This is a genomic window from Pseudomonas sp. B21-019 (genome assembly GCF_024749225.1).
Taxonomy (GTDB): domain Bacteria; phylum Pseudomonadota; class Gammaproteobacteria; order Pseudomonadales; family Pseudomonadaceae; genus Aquipseudomonas.
Map to the genome: position 1 here is coordinate 6,219,714 of NZ_CP087193.1, position 20,193 is coordinate 6,239,906.

Genomic DNA, 20,193 nt, shown 5'->3' on the forward strand with positions numbered 1-20,193 from the left:
TGGGGGCTCAGGCGTCCTGGGCTGCGGCGTTCAGGCCCAGCTCACCGAGTACGCGACCGCGGGATTCGTCGTCGGCGAGCACGCCTTCGATGGCTTTGCGGAACGCAGGCGCGTTACCCAGCGGGCCTTTGAGGGCCACCAGCGCGTCGCGCAGCTCCATCAGTTTTTTCAGCTCGGGCACTTGCTCGACCAAGGATGCCGGGTTGAAGTCCTTCATCGAGTTGACGCGCAGTTGCACGGCCAGTTCTTCAGTGTCGCTTTCTTCCTGAAGACGGTTCGGTACGCTCAGCGTCAGGCTCAGCTCTTGCTTGGCCAGCACTTCGTCGAAGGTCATCTTGTCGATGCTGATCGGCTTGCGATCTTCGACTTTGCGTTCGTCCTTGCGGTGGGTGTAGTCACCGATTGCCAGTAGTTTCAGCGGCAGTTCAATCTCTTCCTGAGCACCGCCGGTGGCGGGTTTGAAGGTGACGTTGATGCGTTCCTTGGGGGCTACCGAGCCTTCTTTGGCCATGGCTTTTCTCCTTGCGGTTGTGGCCCTGGGGCCTATTCGAGTACCACTTCGAGATCGAGGTGGCACAGCCTGCGATAAATCTCTTCCTTGCGTTCACGCACTGCATGGTTCTGCGGTAACAACTCGCAGCAGCTATGCAGCAAATGCAGCACTTCCAGCGCAAGATCGGGCTCCCAGGCGTGCAGGCCTGAGTCCTGTAATGTTTGGTCGAGGGTTTCGAGTTGGGTCTTGGCCAGTTCGTATTTCTTGGCCATGAAGCACAGCCGCGCGAGGGCGAACTGCCAGAAGAACCGAACCCGCCCGCCGTGGGCGCTTTGCAGGCCCTGCTTGAGGATCTGCACGGCGGCCTTGAGGCCGTCCTTGCGCAGAATCGGCATGACTTCTTCCAGGGCCAGTTCCCAGGCCGGCTGGGTATCGGCGACTTCGACCTTGCGCGGCGCACTGGCGCTTTGCAGGTGCGGCATGACGTGGGCGCTGATCCAGGCGCGGGTGGCCGGGTCGGCGAACGGCGCGCCGTCGTGGAAACGCAATTCGATAATGCCGGGCAGGCGCTGAACCAAAAGCGCGAAGTGGATTTCCACTTCGCGCATGGCCATCTCGGCGTTCAGCCCCTGAAGGCATTCCCAGACCATTCGCTGGCCATCGAACCAGAACGGCGCCTTCGCCAGGCTCGCCTCCAGCTCTACCAGCAGATCAGCGTATTTCCCTTGGTCGAAGCGGTCCTGATAGGCCTTGAGTTTGTCTGCCGGCACGCCACGCAGGACGGTGATCTGCTCGGCATTGCGCTCGGGCACCGCGTCGATGGGCAGCCACAGCAGCGTACGATTGAGGCGCAGGGCGCGCAGGTCGGTGGCTTTCTGCTTGAGCCACCAGGCGCACAACGGACGGGCGCTTTCCTGCTGGGCGCGCAGGGCCTTATGGGCTTCTTTCTCATTGTCGATCGGCGCGCCGGGGGTGAACAGCTGGGTCGCAGCCTGCTTGACCTGGGCCACTGCGGCGCCCACCACACCGGGCTCCGGCTGGTTATCGGCGGCGCGCTGAACCATGTTTTTCAAGCGGCGGGAGATCGGCAGCAGCAACGGCGCGTCATCGCCCAAGTGCTCGGTGCACGCGGCATCGAGGCCTTCCAGATGCTCGACCAGCCGGCGGAACAGCGGCAGCTGCTCTTTGATCGCAACGTTTTCGTTCAGCACCTGTTCAAGACGCGGCACCAACCAGCTGATGGCGGCGGAGCGGGTGCGGGCCTTGTTCGGGTGAACTTCGGCCCAATGGTTTTCACAGAGATGGTGCAGCAAACCGAGGCCAGCCAGCAGCCCCTGGAAGGATTCGCGCTGGTACAGCGCCCAGGTCAGCCAAGCGCCGACACGCAAATCCTTGGATTGAGTGCGCAGCAGGTTTTCGCTGTTTTCACGGATTTTCAGCCAGTCGATCTGACCACTTTCGTGCATGGACTGGGCTTTGGCCAGTTCGCTTTCCAATGCCTCGTATTCGCTCGAAAAGCGAACATCCTCGCCCGCGAAACTCTCTTGGGAAACAGAGGCTTTTGCGAGTTCAAGGTAATGAGCGGAAAGTTTGCTTGAGTAGGACATCCATGGCCTTTAATTAGGATAACGGTCATGCGGCCATTGCAGTTGCAATGGCGCCGGACAGTATCAAAGAGCTGCGATGAGCCTCATCCAATTGAGTTCGCGCCCTTTCAAGTGCGCGCATCCTAATCACAATGATGGCCATTAGCAAGCACCCAAATAAACAATAAAACGGCGGCTTCTCTATTGCATGTAGGAGAAAGCCCTATATGTGACAGGGGATTCCCTGACGTTGACTTTAACCCTCCCATCTCGACGCATTGCCCCCGAAACCATTGGACCAGAGCGGTTTATCAAACCCGGTGATAATCGCTGAACATTCACGTTCTGAAGCGGAACCCAGCATGACAAAATTAAAAAATGAAAAATGTAGGAGGTTTCCGAAAAGTTACAGTCATCTATGGACATAGAAGTGACGGACAATAAGCAATACAAGGCTCCGTCAAAATGATGGCGCCTTGTATTTGATCCGTTTCTCTCCAGATACATATTCTGTTCGCCTCAAATTTCTTACAAAAGTATCGAAAGCCCTTCGCGCATTGCTGACGCAACATTCTGAAACGCGGAAAACTCTGACGTACTTTCTGGAGGCGTCCGACATCATTCTTTTGTTCGCTTGTAAGCGTGCCGGGTAGTTTGCGCCTGTTCCAACTCGGCATCCCCTATGGAAGCTGGCAGGGATGTAAATTGGCGTTGAGCAGAATGGCGGATAATCCGCAGTTGCTGGTGAAGCGAGCGCTGGATCATTTGCCAGCGCAGGAGATGGCGGCGCATGGCGCCCAGGCGTAGCCAGTACAGATCATTCCCACGCAGTGCGCGGGAATGATCAAAGCCCTACAGAAAGCTCAATCAAACATTCGGGCAAGGTACCGGTGCCCAGTCGCCCAGGTCCGGGTTCTTGCACATGCTGTTGACCTGAGTGGTGCCTGCGCTGGCGACTTGCTTGCTTTCCGCCTGTTTGGCTTGTGCGGTTTGCAGGGTTTTCTCGGTGGTGACCGCTTCTTTCGGCACGGTTGGCAGCACCGGTTTTTTCGCCGGTTTCACCGCTTTTTTGCTCTTGGTCGGGGTCACGACCGGTGTGGTGTCGGCGGTCGCCACGGTGACCACGTCAGTGCGCTGCACGCCTACTTGCTGCAGGTCTTTTTCGTAGGCCTGGGTGTAGTTGTTCAGGTCTTCGCTGGCTTTACCGTTCACCGCGACGATCAGGTCGTTGGACTCTTTGAGGCCGGCGACGATTTCTGCCAGGCGCTTGCGGCCCTCGGTGTCGCTGACGGTCTTGGCCTTGCGGTCGGCGACCAGTTTGGTGAACGCGCTCTGGTAGCACTGTTGCGAAGCCTTGGCGTACGCGGTGCTGCGGTCGATGTCGGCGGCGCTTTTGTTGACGTCGGAGGCGTAGGACGCGATGCGCTGGTTGTCATCGGCGATCTGCTTCTGACGCTCGTTGTAGTAACCGACCGCGCCGCCCGCCAGGGCACCGCCTGCTGCACCGATGGCGGCGTTGCGGCCACGGTTCTCGGAATCGGTCAGGGCGCCCAACAGTGCACCGCCGACAGCGCCGACAGCCGCACCGGTAACCACCGACTTGGTCATGTTCGAATCGGTGGCGCGCAGGTGCTGCACCGGCTCGTAGCAGTTCGGGTAGTACTCGACCTTGGTGCTCGAGGCGACCTTGGACGTCGGCGACGTAGCGCAACCGGTCAGTACGGTGCTGAAGCCAACAGCGATCAGCAGCAAGTGACGCTTGGAAACCGAAGCAAAAGCTTTACGGGAGGAAAGCATAGTTGTGTTCTCGTTTAAGTTTGACCAGCTCAGCACGGCCCATCGCCGCCTGAGTCCCTTCCAAGCTCGCTGTACAACGAACGATCAAGACCGCTGAGCGTTCGATGCGAGCAATTCCTTCAATATCGCCGCCGGGTCGGCTCGTCGTTGCTGACGATAATCACCGACATGGCGAACGAATAACGTCGCGCGCGTCACCAGGCTCTTGCCCAGTACCGGCTTGCGCTCCAACTCTTCCTTGATGCGTTGAAACTGCGCCTGGATCACGGCATCGGTGTAGCGCGTGCCAGTCGCCAGGTTGTCGATGTAGATCGCCACCGCGCCGTCCAGCGCGCTGCGGCCGTTGTCGATGGCCATGGCGAACAGCTTGGCGCTGGCCTCGTCCTTGGCGTCCACGGCCTGCTGGCGACTCTTCTGCAAATTGGTCAGGCGAATGTTGTAGTTGTTGACGGTCTCGGCCACCAGGGCCGCCGACTGGATCAGGTTGCCGGCCGCTTCCTCGCGCTGTTGGGCGATGAGCGAGACGTTGCGCTTGAGCTCTTCGTTGACCAGCCCCAACTCGGCTTGCAAACGCGGATCGACGCTGGCGGCAATGATGCTGTCCAGGCGTTTGGTCGGGTCCTGGGCGTCATCGATGGCATCGGTCAGCGAAGCCAGCCGACCTTCTTTCTGCCATTGGGCAAACAGTTCCTTGTAGCGCGAACGGGGCGCCGACAACGCGCCAACCGCGACCCGGAACCCGGTGGTTTCGTTGTTTTGCTCGGTGCCGTCGGCGGCGAACAGCGGGTACTCGCGGCGCATCCCGGTAAACAAGGTGCCCTCGCCTTCCAGGTAATTGCCGCCCTTGACCACGAAGCCGCCGTAGGTGCCCTGGCGGCGTCCGGCGTGCACCAGCTGGAAGGACTCCTGGACCATTTCGGCGGCGTTGCCGATCACGTCGAACAAGCCAATGGGGTTTGGCAGTTTGGTACCGATCGGCATCAACCGCGCGGCCTGACCGGTGCCGCCGGCGACCTGATTGAAGACCGCCCAATCGGCCAGCGGTCCGTCGCTTTCGCTGCCGTCCAGGCGCCGGGGAAACAGGCGCCCTTCCAGGTCCTGACGGCTGACGGCCTGCCCGCCACGGGCAGCAAATTCCCATTCGACTTCGGTCGGCAAGCGCACAAAACCCAGCCCGCCCTCCTCTGCCGAGGTGCCGCGACCGCTCACCGGCAGCAGGTCCTTGTGGTATTTCATCAGCCAGGCGCTGTACACCGCCGAGAAGCGTTCCGCCTCGAATCGCGACAGCTTCACCTTGGGCAAACGCCCGGCCATGCCTTGCGGAATTTCAGCCTGCAACGCCTCGCAGGCTGGCGCTGGTTCACCGCTGGCCAACGATTGCGCCTGGGCCATGACCTGCGCGTATTGGCGGGCGGTGACTTCGTATTTGCCGATGAAATAGAGCATCGGTTTGAGCGGGGTGTTGGCGTCGGTCTTGGGCATCAACGGGGTGATGCTTTTACTCCAGTCCTTGGGCAGATCCTTGAGGGTGAACTGGCCATTGATGAAGTCCCGGCGATAACCGGAAATGAACGACTGCTGATAGCCGGCCTCGCCTTCGCTGAACGGGTAACCGAGGCTGATCTCGCGGTCGTCCAGACTGCCCTGGGCCAGGATGTAGACGTAACGGAACACCATCTGCCCTTCGCACGGCAGCGGCAGGCTGACGTCATCGGGCAACGGCTTGGGGTTGTCCAGCTTGTCGGTGCCTTCATCAGCCCAGACCATGCCGGCCAGGCTCAGCGCCACGGCGGCGCCCAGTAACTTATACATCTCGGATTCCTTCACACGCCTGGATACGCGCCACTCGCCAGCCACCACAGAGCGCCGCCACGGCACTGACGCCGAGCACTGCCGCCAGGGCCAACGCGTAGTGACGCGCCAGCAGATGGCTGGCGTACTCGCCCGGCATCTGCGCAAATAAATGGTTCAAGCCCGATTGCGCCAGGCCATACAGCCCGGCACTCAACAGGGCGGCAAGGCCGGCGCTGTACAGCGCCTGCACCACCACAAACAACAGCAACGCTGCCGTGGAAAACCCCAGCAAGCGCAGCACCGATAACGCTCGACGCTTGCGCTCGACCGCCGCAAGCGCCCCGGCAAAAATCGCCGCGAACGCTCCCGCCACGGCCAATCCGGCGATGATCCAGAACACGATCGACAGGTTGCGGCTCAGCGATTGCACTTGGGCGATGGCCTGGGCCTGGGTCGAGACCAGCAGGTTCTGCGCAGCGAAGTACTGGCGCAGCGGCTCGACATCCTGGAGGCTGCGGGCGTACAGGCGAAACGCCGGATATACCCGCTGCTCCGTCGCGCCCACCGCATCACCTGGCCAATCGAACGCAGGCACGGCGCGGCCGTCCCGGTAATCTTCAGCCGCTTCCAGTAACGTCAACGGCGCGAACAATCCGTCCCGGGCGAAGGCTTCCAGCGGCAGAACCTGCAGCACCTGAACGCGAGTGCGCTGCGCCTCGCCACGACCGGCCACCTGCCGGCCAAAACCGGCCTCTAACCAATCACCGGCCTTGGCCCCGAGCTTTTCGGCGGCGGTCTGGCTGAGCAGCACCTGATCCAGCCCTTGGGGCACCGGCAGACTGCCGAGCAACGGATCGTTGGCGGTGGTGGGGATCATTTCCACAGTCACCGTCGAAGCGCCTGCGGTCAGATCCGCTGTCGCGGCAATCTGCCGGGTGCGCGGCAAGGCGAACGACACGTCGCTGCGCTGGCTCAACTGCTCGATAAACGCGGCACTGAACCGGCCGCCACCCAGGGGGATGATCTCCCGGGTGGCCGGGTCGTTTTCCAGGCGCTCGGTCAAACTGCTGACCAGACCGAATTTCAAACCGAACAGCACCAGCAGCGGTGCGATCACCGCCACCAGCGCCAATACCGAGCAGGCCGACAGCCAGGCATCGTTGCGGTAATCCTGCCAGGCCAGGGAAGCCACCAGCGCGCCGCGCATCAGCAGGCCTCCCCAAGGGTGGCGGTGACACCGCCATCGACGTCGCGATGACAACTGATGCGTCGCACCTGCAAACCGCTGGCGCGGGCCAGTGACTCGTCGTGGGTGGCAACGACGCAGCACACCCTGTGTTCACGAGCCTGGGTCACCAGTAACTGCATCACGCGTTCCGCGTTCAGCGGATCGAGGGCAGCGGTCGGTTCATCGGCCAACAGCAGGCGCGGCCCATGGGCCAGGGCGCGGGCACAACTCACCCGTTGCCGTTGGCCAACGGACAAGTCGCACGGTCTTTTGCCCAGTTGATCGGTGATATCCAACGCCCCGGCCAGGCGATCGACGCTGCCGTCGTCTTTCAAGCCGAGCAGTTGGCGCGACAGGTCGATGTTGCCGCGCACGTCCAGAAAATCCAGCAGGCCACCGGTTTGCAGCACGTAGCCCAAGTGCCGGCTGCGCAGGTTCGCCAAGGCACTTTGCGCATCTGCGCGCCACAGCCCGGCAATGTCAGTCGTGGTTTGGCCGGACGCAAAATCAAACTGCCCGGCCCGATCCGGCGCCAGCACCAGCGCCAGCAAATCGAGCAACGTGCTTTTGCCGCAGCCACTGGGACCGACCACCGCCAGTTGCTCACCGGCACGCAGTTGCAGCCGTGGAATCACCAGGCTGTAGCGCTGGCTGCCGGCGCCCCGGCTTTTGTGCACTGCGTTCATGTTCAGCATCACGGCAGCGTCGACAATGGAACGCGGTACAAGGCATCACCCGGTTCGGCATCGCCGAAACGCACCCAGTTGGCCAGGTCGTTGTGGAAGGTTTCGTAGAGGCGGATTTTCGAGTCCAGCTCGTCGATAAAGTCCTCCTGCTCGGCCACGCTCAGGGAAAGCCACAAATCCTGGGTCATGTTCAGCGACTTGCTGCGATAAGGCAGTCCTTCCAGGTACTCCCCCAAAACCCCGCCATCGGCCAGATTGCCGCCCTTGCGCAAGGCCGAGGGATCTCGGCTCATATAGGCACTGGCACTGGCGATTTCCTGGAAGAAATTCTTCGGTGAGGTCTGGGTCTTGCGGGCGGCGTCAACGATCAGTTTCAGCGATTGCTGCAAGTCGTTGAGCTGCAGTTTGGTCAGCATCACGCACACTTGGAACGCCGGCAGTGCCGGGTTGGTCAGGTCGCGGTCGGCGGTCCAGGCGCTGACCAGTTGCGGCGCCTGGCTGGCGGCTTTTAGCCCCAGGAAGTCCATGTGCATCGCGTAGCCGACGGCCGCCGATTTGTCGGCCAGGCTCGGCGCAGCGCTCAGCAGCGGCACGGTTTGCGACTTGTTGCTGCGCACCTGATGCACCAGGTCGGCAAACACCGAACCGATCTCGTCCACCCGTTCACCGAACTTGCGCACATCGGCGCCCGGCACCGGGATGTACAGATCGCCGATCTGCGGGTTGGCGTCGGCGGTCAGGGTGCGATACTGGCTTTGCGCACCGCCATGGGTTTTCTTGCCGGCATCGCTGAGCAGGTGCAAGGCGTAGATTTTGATCTGTTTGCCCAACGCGGCCTGACGTACTTCGGCCTCGTTCATTTGCGTGGTGGCATACGGGTCGTTCTTGCGCAACGCACCGGCATCGGTGACCAACAGAATCAAGCGTCCGCCATAACCGGACCAGTCCATGCCCTCGACCGCTTCCATCACGCCGGCAAACGCATCTTCATTGAACGAATGGCTCGAGACCGTGGACGCCTTGACCTGCCGCGCCAGGTCCATGAAGCGCTGTGGGTCGCGGCCCTGGTCCAGAGTGATCAAGGTTTTGGCGACGTATTCCAGGCCCGGGGTTTTCTGGATGCTGTTTCGAAACCCCACCAGGCCAAAGCTGACACTGTCCAGCTCGCCCCGCTCGGCGATGCGGGTTTGCAGTTGATGCACCACGTCACGGACCTGATCGATGTAGGGCTGCATGGACACCGTGGTGTCGACGACCAACACCACGGCGGTGCGAAATGCATCGGCATTGGCGGCGCTGATCGGAGTGTTGCCGACAGTGGCCTTCGGTGCATTGCCGGGGTCGATGGACGCCACGTTCAGCAACTGCACCGGCTGGCCGTTTTCATCGAAGCTCTCGCGCGAATCAAAGATTGGCAACAGATAAAACTGGTTTTGCGGCACCGCGCTGGCGGCCGGTTCCAGGGCCAGTACCTGCTGATTGTCTTCACGGTTCTGCTGGGCCTTGAGCAACAGGTTTTTTGCAGCCGACGGATCGGCCAGCAGCCGCTCCACTTCGCCGGGCTGACGCAGGAACATCACCGGCGCACGACCGGAGCGTTCGGTGAACTTGAGCACCAGGCTTTGCTTCCAGTCGCTGACTTGTTCGGCTGGCAACCAGCCGTCACTGCGCCCGTCGGTGGCGGCGCCGACGCGTAGCCACGGGCTGCCGGCCACCTCTTGGCGCTGATAGACGTACAGCACGGAAAACGCCGGCAAGGCCTTGTCAGGTGCTGCCCCCGGTTCACTGGCGAGTTTCGCTCCCGGCTTGCTGAGCACCCGCTGGAACAAGGTTTTTTTGCCGGCCATCAGCAGCGGGCGCTGACCATTATCGACGTCTGTCGCCACAGGGGGGTTCACCGGTGGCGCCACGGCTGGTGGTGGTGTTTTGACTGGAGGCACTGAAGCCACTGGCACCTTGGCGTCCGCCTCGACGTCACCGGACAGCCACCAATAACCCGCGCCGCCCAAGGCCAGCACCACGGCTACCGCAACAGCGGCAAGCGCGAACACCGGTCCCTTGCGCTGCTCCGAGGCCGGGGATTGCGGCGTCGACTTCGCCGTCGGCGCAACAGGCTTGGCTTGGGGTTGTGGCTGTGCAGGGCTCGTCGGAATGTCGATAGACACCGGCGTCAGTCCCGCCAGGTCATTGCCCACCGGAAGGGGCAACGGCCGGATCGTGGTCGCTTCAACCGATTCCCCGGGCAGATTATCCAGCGCCTGCAACAACGCCTTTGCATCCGGGAAACGCTCGGCCGGATCCTTGGCCAACAGCTTGCGCAGCACCTCTTGATAACGACCGTGGTGCACCGGCAGCTCCGGCAGCGGTTCGGTCAAATGCGCCAGGGCCGTAGAGAGCGCGTCGTTGCCGGTGTACGGCAGTTTGCCGACGAGGATTTCGTAGAGCACCACGCCCAGGGCATAAAGATCGGCCCGGCCGTCAATGTCCTGGCCGCGCGCCTGTTCCGGGCTCATGTAGCTGGGCGTGCCGACGGCGAAACCCGCTTGGGTGAACTGGGTGCGGTCGTCCAGCGACTTGGCGATGCCGAAGTCCGAGAGCACCGCTGTGCCATCGGCGCGGAACAGAATGTTCGCCGGTTTGACGTCGCGATGAACCAGCCCCAGACCATGGGCATAGCCCAGCGCCGAGGCGATCTGGCGGATGTAGATCAGGCCCTGCTCCGGCGTCAGGCCGGCGGCAATGCGCTCCTTGAGCGTACCGTTGGGCAGGTACTCCATGGCCATGTAATACAGCTCACCGACATTGCCGATGTCATGGATAGTGACCGTATGCGGGTGAGACAGGCGCGCCAGGGTTTTGCCTTCGCGCAGGAAGCGCTCGCAGAAACTCGGATCGGCTGCCAGCGCGGCGGCCATGACCTTCAACGCCACCTTGCGCTCCAGCGAGCGTTGGGTCGCCAGGTAAACGCTGGCCATGGCACCCTCACCGATCTCACCGTCGATGTCGTAGCCGGGGATCAGAATGTTCGCGGTGAGGTTCATGAAGGCACCTTCACGACGATGACGGTGATGTTGTCCGGAGCGCCGCGCATCAGGCCCAGGGACACCAGGCTGCTGGCGATTTCCCCTGGCTCGTCGTGGCCCAGCACCTCGCGGATCTCATGATCTTCAACGGTTTTGTTCAGCCCGTCGCTGCACAACAGGTAACTGTCGCCGGGCTTCAACAGCAACTCGACCATCGCCAGCTCCAGCTGTGCCTGGACCCCGATGGCGCGGGTGACAATATTGGACCGCGGGTGCACCCGAGCTTCGGCTTCACTGAGCAGGCCGCTGTCCTGCAGATCCTGGACGTAACTGTGGTCCCGCGAGATGCGTTTGAGCCGGCCGTCACGCAGGCGATACAAGCGGCTGTCACCCGCCCACAAACACACCCCACGCAAGTCACGCGCCGCCATCACCACCACCGTACTGCCCATCATGGTCACGCCGCGGTTGGCGGTTTCTTCACGCACGGCGGCGTTGACCCGCAGCAGGTCGGTTTTCAACGCCGCGACGTATTCATCCAGCGAACGGCCCACAGCAATGCTACGCAGACTGTCGACAATCAGACTGCTGACGTAGTCTCCCGCCGCGTGCCCGCCCATGCCATCGGCGACCACCCACAGGCCTTTTTGCGGCAGGTCCAGGCAAGCGTCTTCGTTAACCTGGCGGACCATGCCGACATGGCTTTTGCTTGCAGACTTGAGGGTCCTTCCCACGTTTGAACACATCTACACAACACCTTCTTGGCCGAGCAAAAATTGCGCAAAGTCAGCGGCGGCCGGCAGGCCCTGGCACCGCAATAAACCGGGGGCAATGCGCTCCGAACCCTGGCCCCACCACATACTGGCCCCTTCGCAGGCCTGTTCGGCGAGGGCGATCATTCGCGCCTGCGGATCAGTGACATCAAAGCGGTGCAGACCGGCAAAACGGCTGCTCGGGGTGCGTCGCAGATAAGCCGGACTGCCCAGCGCCTCCAGTCCTGCACCGAAGGCCTCGAAGCTTGCCTCCACGTTCAAGGTGCTCAACAGCAATTGCTCGACCTGTTCAAACCAGCTATCCGAACCGCCTATCACCGACGCAGGATCAGTGTCGTGATCCAGCAGCACCGCAACGGTCAGCGGAAAATACCGGCCAACCCGATCAATGCTCGGCATCACCACCCCCACGGCGGCCTGCGGCCCACACACACCGGGCGCGACCATAAAGCGCCACAGCGGACTGACCAGATAGGCATTCAGCCAACGGTCGCCAAGGCTCTGGCTGGCGAGCAACCCCGCCGCCAGCCACGAATCCCAGGGGCCGATAAAACTCTGCGGCAAGCCACGGCTGACAAAGTCTCCGCGACTGGCCAACTTTCCATAGAAGCCCGGCGTGCTCATAAGCGCTCCGGCAGGCTGAAACCGCTGAGCACACGGCTCTTGAACGGGTTGAAGGCGCTGTTGGCCCGCAGCTCATAAGAGGCGCTGGCGCCATCGACCCGCAACCGCAGGTTGAAGCGGTCCGGCGAGTTGCCGGCGGTCAGGTCCGATTGCTCGAGCAGGCGGAACCAGGCCCAGGGCCCGTCCAGGGTGATGCCGGACCGACCGCTGGCCGTGGGCGGCATGATCGAGATCCGCACCACGCCGATGCTGCCGGGGTTGGGCCATTGCATCGCGGTCGGACGGCTAGGTCCGTGGTCGTAGCTCAATTGCTGGCCGTCGAGGTCGAGCAAAAACTGAGTGATGGTGGAATCCATGGCCACGGGCTTGAGTTCGAAGCGCACCATCGGCTGGGTACCGCCGGAACGGAAAAACGCATCCCGGATGGTCGCTGCCCGCTGGAAGGTTTGCAGCACGCCCGGGGCGATGCCGAGCTTCTGCGCGGCGCCCGGTTGCCAGCGCCAGGCCTGGGTCGAGGTATCCACGTAGGGCTGCAGGTATTTGCGGAAGTAGTTGTCCATCACCCCGCCCACACCGAAGAACTGACCGAAGTCGTCGAGGGTCGCGTCCCGTGCACTGCCTGGCGACATCGGATAACGCCCGGCCAGGGACTGGCGATAGATGTTCACCACTTCGCTGGTCCAGGCCGCGTTCAGTTGATTGCGTACTCCACCCATCATGCTGTTGGTGGTGGAGTTGACCACCGACTTGACCAGGCCCTGCACCAACGCCGGTTGACGCTCGGCGTTGAGGCTGACCCGCGTCGCCGCCGCTGCGGCCTGGTTCTTGGCTTCGCCAAGCAAGGCGTCGCCGCTGGCACCGACCATGGCGCTGACCTGCACATACAGGGCGTTCATGTCGGCCAGCAGGCCGTCGATGGCTGCCGGCTCGCCTTCGTTCTTGCTGACGATGCGGTTGAGTTCGGCAAAATGCGCGGTGACTGGATCGTCACTGGCCTCAGGTGCGTTTTGCGTCGCCTGCTCCTGGCCGAGCAAGGTGCCCAGGCGCTCTTTGAGCTTGTCGACCCCGCCCTCCACCGGCGCGCCCTTGGCGGCCAACAGGCGTTCTTCCTGTTGCAGGTCGGTTTCCTTCGCCACCGCCACCAGCAGTTTTTTCAACGGCGAGGTCGGCCCGGAAATCACCCGCAGCACATCGGCGGCCTGGGCCACGCTGGTGATCGGCACGAAGTCGATATCAGCCAACAAGGCGTCCCACTGGCGCTGGTAATCCTGGAAATACAAACGGCGTACATCGGCAGCCAGGCTGGCGACGTTCTGTTGTTCTGCCTGATCGCGACCGAGCACCCACTGCTCCTCGGCCAGGGTGCCGGTCTGGTTCAGGCTGGTGAGCAAAAACCCTTGGCGGTAACCCTTGGCCGTGAAGAAGCCACTCAAGGGGTCGCCCAGCGGCTTGCCGCTCTTGCGGCTGAACACCAGCGCAGCATCGCGCCCGGCCGCTTCGTTAAGACGAAAGTCCGCAATGCCGTCCGGCAGTTTCTGCCGTTTGATCCGGTCGTAGACACGCTGGGCCACCGGCAGCTGTTGCAACTGCCGGCGCAAATCGTCGATCAGGCGTGGGTCGAGACGCGCAGTGGGCGGATGGCGTTCGAACAGCGCCTGCAAGTGCTCACCGAGGGCTACGCGCTGCTCGGCCGGCAAGTCGCGCGGCAGGCTGCGGTCCCAGTCCAGGGCAATCCACGCCTTGATGAAATCAGCATCGTAATGCTCGCTGTCGGCGAGCATCAGGTAGGCCTTCAAGCCTTCGTAAAGGAAGTCCGAATTGCCGCCGCCGTGCAGTTGCTCCTCGATACGCGTGAGCAAGCGCGGCGCGAAGACCGCGATCAACAGCTTGCGATAAACGCTGCCGGACTCGGCTTCAAGCATGTCGCCCTGATACAGACCCAGGCCTTCGGCCCAGTTCGGCGCATCATCGGCCAAGTGCTTCACTGCGTTGAGCAAGGGCAACACGGCGAGCACGTCCCGCTGGGCCGGGCTGAGGTTCTGCACGGCCTGGCCCAGGGGCACGACTTTCTGATCGACTTGCGCGATATACGCCTGATTGGCGCGGTAGCTGACCCACCACAAGGTCCCGACCACCAGCACCAAGGCTACGGTCGAGGCCAGCACGCCCTGGGCGATCCACTTGCGTCGACGTTCGACTTTCGGGTTGACCCCCACCAGTCCACGCTCGGCAAAGGCCACGGCGCTGAAGAGTTTTTCGATGAAGTAACTGCGCCCGGTGCCGTTCTGGCGCACCAGGTGCTGGCGGTCCAGGTTCATGCTCTGGGCCATGGAGCCGATCAGCCGGTCAATCGGGCTGCCTTCCTGGGTGCCGCTGGTGAAGTACACCCCGCGCAACAGCGCCCGCTCTTCAAAGGCGTTGGGTTTGAACACGCCCTCAAGGAAGCTTTGCAGGCAATCCTTCAACGCGCCGAACTGCTGTGGAAAACCGTAGATCAGATCGCGCCGCGCCGGGTCGCGTTCCTGCTGCAAGCGCTCCACCAGCCGATCGTTCAGGCGTTGCTCCAGACCGGCGAATTCGCTTTGCAGATGGGCCAGCGGGCTGTCATTGCTTTTGCCGTCATCCAGAGCGAAGGTCATGCCCCAGACCTGGGCTCGCTCTTCCTTGCTCAGGGTGTCGAAATACTCCATGAACCCAGGCACCAGATCGAGCTTGGTCAGCATCAGGTAGATCGGGAAACGCACACCCAGTTGGGTGTACAGCTCCTGAATGCGCAGGCGTATCGCAGCGGCATGGGCGGCGCGTTCGGCATCGCTGCCCAGCAACAGGTCGGAGAGGCTGATGGCGATAAATGCACCGTCGATCGGGCGACGGGCCCGCTGTTTTTTCAACAGCCCCAGAAAGCCCAGCCATGCGGCCTTGTCGACCGTCGCGTCGCTGTCCTGAGTGGTGTAGCGGCCTGCGGTGTCGAGCAGCACAGCCTGGTCGGTAAACCACCAATCACAATTGCGCGTACCGCCGACGCCGCGCACCGCACCGGCGCCCAACTGCGCGGCCAACGGAAAATGCAGACCGGAGTTGACCAGCGCCGTGGTCTTGCCCGAACCCGGCGGGCCGATGATCACGTACCACGGCAATTCGTAGAGATTGCGTCGTTCGTCGCCGCCCAGCTTGGCTTTCTTCAACAGCGTCAGGGCTTCGTCCATGCGCTGGCGCAGGGTTTCGAGCTCTTCGGCCGTAGCGATGCTGGTCGGGTCCGGCGGGGTTTGCGCCGCCAGGCTGCGCATGACTTCGGCGGCCTGACGGCGGGCCTGGATGATGCGAAACACTCGATAGGCGATCCACACCGCGAACAGCAGAATGATCAGCGCCCAGCGCCGGCCTTCGGGCACCAGGAGCTCAAGCAGCGGCCCGACAAACCAGATGATCAGGCTCAGGGCGATCAGCCCCAGCAACGGAATGACCCAGCGGGTCATAAAACTGAAAAACGCCTTCACTCGACCCCCTCCGCCAACACTGTGATTTCGACCCGACGATTGCGTGCGCGGCCCTCAGTCGTAGCGTTCGAGGCCAACGGTTCGGTGTCGCTGCGGCCTTCGGCGCTGAAGCGCTCGGGCTGGCCGGTCTTGGCCGAAAGGATTTGCAGCACCGAAGTGGCCCGTGCCTCGGACAACGCCCAGTTCGATGGAAACCTCAAGGTGGCAATCGGGCGATTGTCACTGTGGCCGGTCACCCGGACCTGGCCCTTGACCTTGCGAATGGCATCGGCGATGCGCAGCATCAGCGGCTGGAAATTGTCGACGATACTGGCGCTGCCCGAGGCGAACAGCTCATCGCCACGGATGGTCACCACTGAACGGTCAACGGCATCTTCCACGGCCACCCGGCCAGCCTTGATTTCATCAGCGAGAAAACCGGCCAAGCGTGGCCGCTCGACCAGTTTCGGCTGCACCACCGGACGGTCGATGGCCTGCACCGGGATCTCGCCCAGCGCATGAATGTTTTTAAACACCGGCTCGGCATCGGCGGCCAGTTTCAAGCGCAGGCCGAACACCAGGGCCAGCAGCAACGCCACACCGATGGCCACCGCGATCCATGGCGGCATGAATTGCGCCAGTCGATCGCGCGCCACGGTCACGCCGCGCCAATGGGGCGACAGTTCACGCTCATATTCGCCACGGGCGCTGCGGATAACTGCACTGGTGCGCTCACGCAACGCCTCCAGTTGGCTGCGACCATCATTCATGACCCGATAACGCCCTTCGAAACCCAGGCACATGCACAGGTACAACAGCTCCAACAGATACAAACGTTCGCGGGGGCTTTGCAGGCAATGTTCCAATAGCTGGAACACCTTCTCGCCGCCCCAGGCCTCGTTGTGCACGGTGATCAGCAGGCTCTGCTTGCCCCAGTCGCCGGTGCCACCCCACGGCGTACTCAACACCGCTTCATCCAGGGCGGTGCACAAGGCGTAGCGGGCCAGCAACACATCGTTGCGCACCACGCCGGCGGCCTCGGCGCGTTCCTCGAACTGGCGCAGGTAGGCCAGTAGTTGCGCCCGCAGACTCGCTGGTGCCGGGTGGGCAATGGTGTTGCGCAAACGGGTCAGCAAAGCCAGCAGCGGGCCCGCGGCGCTCTCCAGGGGGTTGAGACCTTCGGCTTTGCCGGTCAACACCGGCGCGGCCGGCATTGACAGCGGCGCGGGCTGGGCGCGGCCAGGGTCCGGGCGGGCCGGCTCGGCGCCACGGCCACCGGGTGTCGGCATGAACTGGGTACGATCGTCGTTATTCATCGCGGTTTATCCTCGGATCGCCCAGAAAGCCAGGTTCAACCCCGGGAACTGACCCGCGATGTGGAACGCAAAACCGCCGGAGTTGGCCAGTTGTTGCCAATGCTCGCTGCCCCGGTCGAGTTCGTAATAGGTGGAGCCGGCGTGATAGGGAATCTGCCGTGGCGCCACCGGCAGCGGCAGCAGACCGATGCCCGGCAATTGCAGGTTGACCATGTCGCGAATGTGTTCCACCGAGCCGATTTTGCTCTGCAGGCCGAAGCGGCTGCGCAGGGTCTCGGCAGGTACATCGGCACGCACCACCAGGATAAAACTGGCGTTGTCGAGCAGGGTCTTGTCAGCCAGCATGGCCACATGAATGCCATAGGCTTTTTCGACGATCGGAATCGGCGTGGCCTTGCTGTCGATCAGCATCGACAGTGCCTCACGCAGGGCTTGCATCACCGGGGCAAAACTCAGCGCGAGGTCATCATGCTGGTACTGCGGGAATTCCTGCGGTCGCCGCCCGGAAGCGGTAAAAGTCGAGAATTCCCCGGCCAGGCTCACCAACTCGCTGTAGAACCGCTCGGGATGCAACGGGCTCAAGTGGCTCAAGTGCTGGATCAACGGCTGGGCACGGTTGACCAGTTGCAGCAGCATGAAGTCGGCAATCTCCGAGGCACCGCCGGCACCGGACGCCACCACCCGCCCGGCGAGCGCTTCGCCACGCTGATGAAGCAGGCCCAATAGCTCGTTGCGAAACGCAGCCAAGGGCGTGGAGGCGACCACATCCAGCAGCGGCGGGATGTAAGTGTCATCGAGCACCAAGGCGCGGTCGGCGCGTTTCTCCTTGATTCGCACCAGGCCGATGGCCGCGTAGTCGCTGATGCCATCCCGGGCGACCAATAATCGCAGTGCCCTCGACCCCACGGCCACCGGGGCCTGGTTTTCGAACGGAGCGTTGTCGTCCCGCACTTCGCGCACCTGACTCACATAGCGCGCAGCACCCAGGGCCTCGCCTTCGTCAACGGTGTCACGCGCACCGGCGCGCTTGAGCGGCAAGGCCAGGTACACCAAACCATCGCGCAGGTTGTCATCGATATTCAGCGGGCTCGGCGCCAGATCATCCTGGGGAATGTTGAATGGCGTGCCGTCTGGCAACAGGCCCCGCGCCGAGATGATCGCCAGTTTGCCCTGGGCCAGCAGGCCCTGGTCGATCAGCAACTCAGAAAACCCCCAGGCACCGGCCGACAATGGGCGACTCCGGGCGTCGATGAGGTTCTCCAGGTAACGGTCATGCTGCTGGAAGTGCTGCGTTCCAATGAACATGCCTTCCGACCAGACCACGCGATTGTTCCAGGACATGGGGGGCTCCGATTGTTTATTGGGCAGGGCTGGATGGGGGAACCGCGACGGCGCTGCGCACGGCTCGCACGTCGAGGCTGATCTGGTATTCGGTGTATTGGCGCGGCGGGACGTTCATCACCGTGCGCCACAGCGACTGATCCAGCTCGCGATACCCCACCAGCACGCCGATATGGCGGGTGGCCGGATCGAGGTCACGCTGCAGACTCAACTGCTGGCCAGGCTGGATCAGCACTTCGTCCTGGTCGATCAGATCCGCACCGAGCGTCGCCTGGGCTCGTTCGGCCAGTGCGAAATAATCGGAACGACCGAAGGTGGCGGCATTTTTCAATTCGAAAATGCGCACCCGGACCGGGGCCGGCTGGCCAGTGGCTCCGGGGTTGAGCCCGGCGATGGCGTGAAAGTGCAACTCGACGGCGGCCGTGTCGGCCTCAGCCTCTTCGGGCTGGGGTTTGGTGGCCTCCTTGGCACACGCGGTCAGCAGAAGCGCGGTGGCGACTGCGAGTAAAAACCTGTGAATCATCCTGCGTCCTCAATGACGTTTCAGCTATCCGTTGTTCCGTTCTTTGCTCTGAATGCCGTTATGCAACGGCCACGCTCAGCGGCGGCGTTGTCTTGCACTGTGTTCTTCGTAGGCACGGCTGAATTCCCGACCGAACAGGTCCTGGAAATCCTCCTGGGCCTCACGGGAAATATTGCTGTAGAGCTCGGTGAACTGCTGCCAGTACTGGGCCTGTCGTGAACCATTGAAAATGCTCGACAGGCCACCGGGCTTGCCCATGCGCTCTTCCAGTTGTGCCGGCTCGAAACGCGCCAACAGGTGCTTGATCGCAGCTTCCACACCGGCCATCACCGCCAACTGGTGGGCACGCAAGTCATCGAAGCTGTCGCGCACCGCCAGGTCCGGCGCCATGAACGCTTGATTGGTGTGGCGCAACAGCAGCAGCAAGGCCTCATCGACGTTGGGAGCGAATTTCAGCGGGTTGTTTTCCACCGGCTGAATCATCGTCTGCTGAATGCGAAACTCGCCCTTGAGGCTGCTGCGGGCGCGCAAGACATCGATCAGGCCTTCGACCATCAATCGATAACTGCGGCCGATGTTTTCCATCTGCGCTTCGGCCTGGGCCTTTTCCAGGCGCACTTGATCCAGCCCGGCGCCGCGCAGAAAGGCTCGTAACAGGTCGGGTTGCGAATGGTCGACCGGGCCGGGCGGATTGACCGGATGCTCGACGATGGCCACGGGTGGTTCGTGCCGTGGTGGCGGCTCGACCGGTGCCTCGACCGGTACGCTGACTTGAGGCGTTGGCGGCGCAACCTCTGCAACAGGCAAGGGGGCGACAGGCAGGGGTGCAACCGCCACCGGCGCGGGCTTGTCGCTGAACAGGTCCCAATCTTCCGGAATCACCGGCGCTGGGGCTGGGGCCGACGCCAGCGGCACAGGCTCGGCCATGGGCGTCGGGTTGGGGATCGGGGTCGGTGGGCGGAAGTCGTGCTGCTCAGCCGGGACATGGTCGGACTGGGTGGCCGGCGGGACGGTGGTCGGTGCCAGAAAGTCGAACAAGTCCGGCAGCGTGTCCATGGCCGACACGCCCTGAAAATGTGCAGGGGGGGTCACGGGCAACGGGGTCGGAGTTTTCACGACGGCGCCCTGGCGCCCCATCAAGGCATCGAAGCTGCTGGATGAATCGGCAAAAGGGTTGCTGTCAGTCACCGGCAGATTGAAATCGATACGCGCCTGGATTTCATAATCACCTATGCGGATAACTTCCCCATCTTGCAACGGCTCGCTGTTTCCTTTGCGCAGACGAATGCCAGCCTTAACCAATTCCACACCATTAGTGCTGTTATCGGTTAAATAATACCGGCCATCTTTATATTGAATAACGCAATGCTTTCCGGAAACCAAGCGCTCTGGATCGGGCAATACCCAGTCATTATCAGAATTACGGCCAATTGCCATCACTCCCTGATCCATGGATTTTTCAGAGCATTGACCAGGGGTAATCTTGTGATAACTAGTGATAGTCAAACACAGCGGCATCTTGCCTCCTTGCTG

At 62.4% G+C, this 20,193-nt stretch carries 14 protein-coding genes; all 14 read right to left on the minus strand.

Features of this window, described 5'->3' with window-relative positions; all coding sequences use genetic code 11:
* Positions 1–7: 7 nt before the first annotated feature.
* The gene (gene tssB, locus LOY36_RS28085) at positions 8–511 is read right to left on the minus strand and encodes a type VI secretion system contractile sheath small subunit (protein WP_007934526.1); all 504 of its coding nucleotides are present in this window, start codon (positions 509–511) and stop codon (positions 8–10) included.
* 32 nt (positions 512–543) lie between these two features.
* Positions 544–2,100 carry a type VI secretion system protein TssA gene (gene tssA / locus LOY36_RS28090; protein WP_019650068.1) on the minus strand — a complete coding sequence of 519 codons (1,557 nt, stop codon included), beginning with the start codon at positions 2,098–2,100 and terminating at the stop codon, positions 544–546.
* An 846-nt stretch (positions 2,101–2,946) separates the two neighbouring features.
* A complete protein-coding gene (tagQ, locus tag LOY36_RS28095; RefSeq protein ID WP_019650067.1) occupies positions 2,947–3,876 on the minus strand; it encodes a type VI secretion system-associated lipoprotein TagQ in 930 nt (309 codons plus the stop codon).
* An 84-nt stretch (positions 3,877–3,960) separates the two neighbouring features.
* Positions 3,961–5,688: an SUMF1/EgtB/PvdO family nonheme iron enzyme gene (locus LOY36_RS28100; protein ID WP_019650066.1), complete on the minus strand. Its 1,728-nt coding sequence runs from the start codon at positions 5,686–5,688 to the stop codon at positions 3,961–3,963.
* The gene (locus LOY36_RS28105; RefSeq protein ID WP_258671660.1) at positions 5,681–6,877 is read right to left on the minus strand and encodes an ABC transporter permease; all 1,197 of its coding nucleotides are present in this window, start codon (positions 6,875–6,877) and stop codon (positions 5,681–5,683) included. The genes LOY36_RS28100 and LOY36_RS28105 overlap by 8 nt, the downstream gene beginning before the upstream one ends.
* Positions 6,877–7,593: an ABC transporter ATP-binding protein gene (locus tag LOY36_RS28110; protein ID WP_019580425.1), complete on the minus strand. Its 717-nt coding sequence runs from the start codon at positions 7,591–7,593 to the stop codon at positions 6,877–6,879. The genes LOY36_RS28105 and LOY36_RS28110 overlap by 1 nt, the downstream gene beginning before the upstream one ends.
* On the minus strand, positions 7,593–10,625 hold the full coding sequence (locus LOY36_RS28115) for a serine/threonine-protein kinase (RefSeq protein ID WP_258671662.1): 3,033 nt from the start codon (positions 10,623–10,625) through the stop codon (positions 7,593–7,595). Before LOY36_RS28115 ends, LOY36_RS28110 begins: the two co-directional genes overlap by 1 nt.
* Positions 10,622–11,341: a PP2C family serine/threonine-protein phosphatase gene (locus tag LOY36_RS28120; protein WP_026345928.1), complete on the minus strand. Its 720-nt coding sequence runs from the start codon at positions 11,339–11,341 to the stop codon at positions 10,622–10,624. Before LOY36_RS28120 ends, LOY36_RS28115 begins: the two co-directional genes overlap by 4 nt.
* Before the next feature lie 12 nt (positions 11,342–11,353).
* The gene (tagF, locus tag LOY36_RS28125; RefSeq protein ID WP_258671664.1) at positions 11,354–12,004 is read right to left on the minus strand and encodes a type VI secretion system-associated protein TagF; all 651 of its coding nucleotides are present in this window, start codon (positions 12,002–12,004) and stop codon (positions 11,354–11,356) included.
* Complete coding sequence (gene tssM, locus LOY36_RS28130; RefSeq protein ID WP_258671665.1) at positions 12,001–15,501, minus strand: type VI secretion system membrane subunit TssM; 3,501 nt, start codon at positions 15,499–15,501, stop codon at positions 12,001–12,003. The genes tagF and tssM overlap by 4 nt, the downstream gene beginning before the upstream one ends.
* The gene (locus LOY36_RS28135; protein ID WP_019650059.1) at positions 15,498–16,796 is read right to left on the minus strand and encodes a DotU family type VI secretion system protein; all 1,299 of its coding nucleotides are present in this window, start codon (positions 16,794–16,796) and stop codon (positions 15,498–15,500) included. The genes tssM and LOY36_RS28135 overlap by 4 nt, the downstream gene beginning before the upstream one ends.
* A gap of 6 nt (positions 16,797–16,802) precedes the next feature.
* Positions 16,803–18,137: a type VI secretion system baseplate subunit TssK gene (gene tssK, locus LOY36_RS28140; protein WP_018927421.1), complete on the minus strand. Its 1,335-nt coding sequence runs from the start codon at positions 18,135–18,137 to the stop codon at positions 16,803–16,805.
* 16 nt (positions 18,138–18,153) lie between these two features.
* Positions 18,154–18,660: a type VI secretion system lipoprotein TssJ gene (tssJ, locus tag LOY36_RS28145; protein WP_018927420.1), complete on the minus strand. Its 507-nt coding sequence runs from the start codon at positions 18,658–18,660 to the stop codon at positions 18,154–18,156.
* A gap of 75 nt (positions 18,661–18,735) precedes the next feature.
* Positions 18,736–20,178 carry a type VI secretion system-associated FHA domain protein TagH gene (gene tagH, locus LOY36_RS28150; RefSeq protein ID WP_258671666.1) on the minus strand — a complete coding sequence of 481 codons (1,443 nt, stop codon included), beginning with the start codon at positions 20,176–20,178 and terminating at the stop codon, positions 18,736–18,738.
* Positions 20,179–20,193 lie beyond the last annotated feature (15 nt).